The organism is Bifidobacterium callitrichidarum (assembly GCF_003129905.1).
Classification (GTDB): domain Bacteria; phylum Actinomycetota; class Actinomycetes; order Actinomycetales; family Bifidobacteriaceae; genus Bifidobacterium; species Bifidobacterium callitrichidarum.
This window is the reverse complement of sequence record NZ_QFFM01000049.1, coordinates 3,649-5,405: the sequence shown is the minus strand read 5'-3', so window position 1 is coordinate 5,405 and position 1,757 is coordinate 3,649. Positions and strand designations below refer to the sequence as shown.

At 57.4% G+C, this 1,757-nt stretch carries 1 rRNA gene; it reads left to right on the top strand.

What is annotated here, in order from left to right:
* Positions 1 to 215: 215 nt before the first annotated feature.
* Positions 216 to 1,742: ribosomal RNA gene (locus DF196_RS13000) — 16S ribosomal RNA — on the top strand.
* Positions 1,743 to 1,757 lie beyond the last annotated feature (15 nt).

Genomic DNA, 1,757 nt, shown 5'->3' with positions numbered 1-1,757 from the left:
GTGTGGTGGTGGTTTGAGAACTCAAGAGCGTGTTTGTACTACTTCTTTATAGTCAATGATTGCCAGTGCGTCCCAAGCCTGACGGTTTTGTGCCGTGGGGTTCCCTAGCGGGTTGGATTGGGGCGTGGTTTTTGTGAGTGGGGTTCCTTCCTTAAGGAATCCGCTCGTCTTTTTCTTTTTTGGAGTCATCTTTCGATGCTCTTTCATGAAGTTTTTTTGTGGAGGGTTCGATTCTGGCTCAGGATGAACGCTGGCGGCGTGCTTAACACATGCAAGTCGAACGGGATCCGAGCAGCTTGCTGTTTGGTGAGAGTGGCGAACGGGTGAGTAATGCGTGACCGACCTGCCCCATGCTCCGGAATAGCTCCTGGAAACGGGTGGTAATGCCGGATGTTCCACATGAGCGCATGCGATTGTGGGAAAGCTTTTGCGGCGTGGGATGGGGTCGCGTCCTATCAGCTTGATGGCGGGGTAACGGCCCACCATGGCTTCGACGGGTAGCCGGCCTGAGAGGGCGACCGGCCACATTGGGACTGAGATACGGCCCAGACTCCTACGGGAGGCAGCAGTGGGGAATATTGCACAATGGGCGCAAGCCTGATGCAGCGACGCCGCGTGAGGGATGGAGGCCTTCGGGTTGTAAACCTCTTTTAGCAGGGAGCAAGCGTTAAGTGAGTGTACCTGTTGAATAAGCACCGGCTAACTACGTGCCAGCAGCCGCGGTAATACGTAGGGTGCAAGCGTTATCCGGAATTATTGGGCGTAAAGGGCTCGTAGGCGGTTCGTCGCGTCCGGTGTGAAAGTCCATCGCTTAACGGTGGATCTGCGCCGGGTACGGGCGGGCTGGAGTGCGGTAGGGGAGACTGGAATTCCCGGTGTAACGGTGGAATGTGTAGATATCGGGAAGAACACCAATGGCGAAGGCAGGTCTCTGGGCCGTTACTGACGCTGAGGAGCGAAAGCGTGGGGAGCGAACAGGATTAGATACCCTGGTAGTCCACGCCGTAAACGGTGGATGCTGGATGTGGGGCACGTTCCACGTGTTCCGTGTCGGAGCCAACGCGTTAAGCATCCCGCCTGGGGAGTACGGCCGCAAGGCTAAAACTCAAAGAAATTGACGGGGGCCCGCACAAGCGGCGGAGCATGCGGATTAATTCGATGCAACGCGAAGAACCTTACCTGGGCTTGACATGTTCCCGACAGTGGCAGAGATGTCACCTCCCTTCGGGGCGGGTTCACAGGTGGTGCATGGTCGTCGTCAGCTCGTGTCGTGAGATGTTGGGTTAAGTCCCGCAACGAGCGCAACCCTCGCCCCGTGTTGCCAGCATGTAATGATGGGAACTCACGGGGGACCGCCGGGGTTAACTCGGAGGAAGGTGGGGATGACGTCAGATCATCATGCCCCTTACGTCCAGGGCTTCACGCATGCTACAATGGCCGGTACAACGGGATGCGACGACGCGAGTCGGAGCGGATCCCTGAAAACCGGTCTCAGTTCGGATCGCAGTCTGCAACTCGACTGCGTGAAGGCGGAGTCGCTAGTAATCGCGAATCAGCAACGTCGCGGTGAATGCGTTCCCGGGCCTTGTACACACCGCCCGTCAAGTCATGAAAGTGGGCAGCACCCGAAGCCGGTGGCCTAACCTCCTTGGAGGGGGGAGCCGTCTAAGGTGAGGCTCGTGATTGGGACTAAGTCGTAACAAGGTAGCCGTACCGGAAGGTGCGGCTGGATCACCTCCTTTCTACGGAGTATTCAG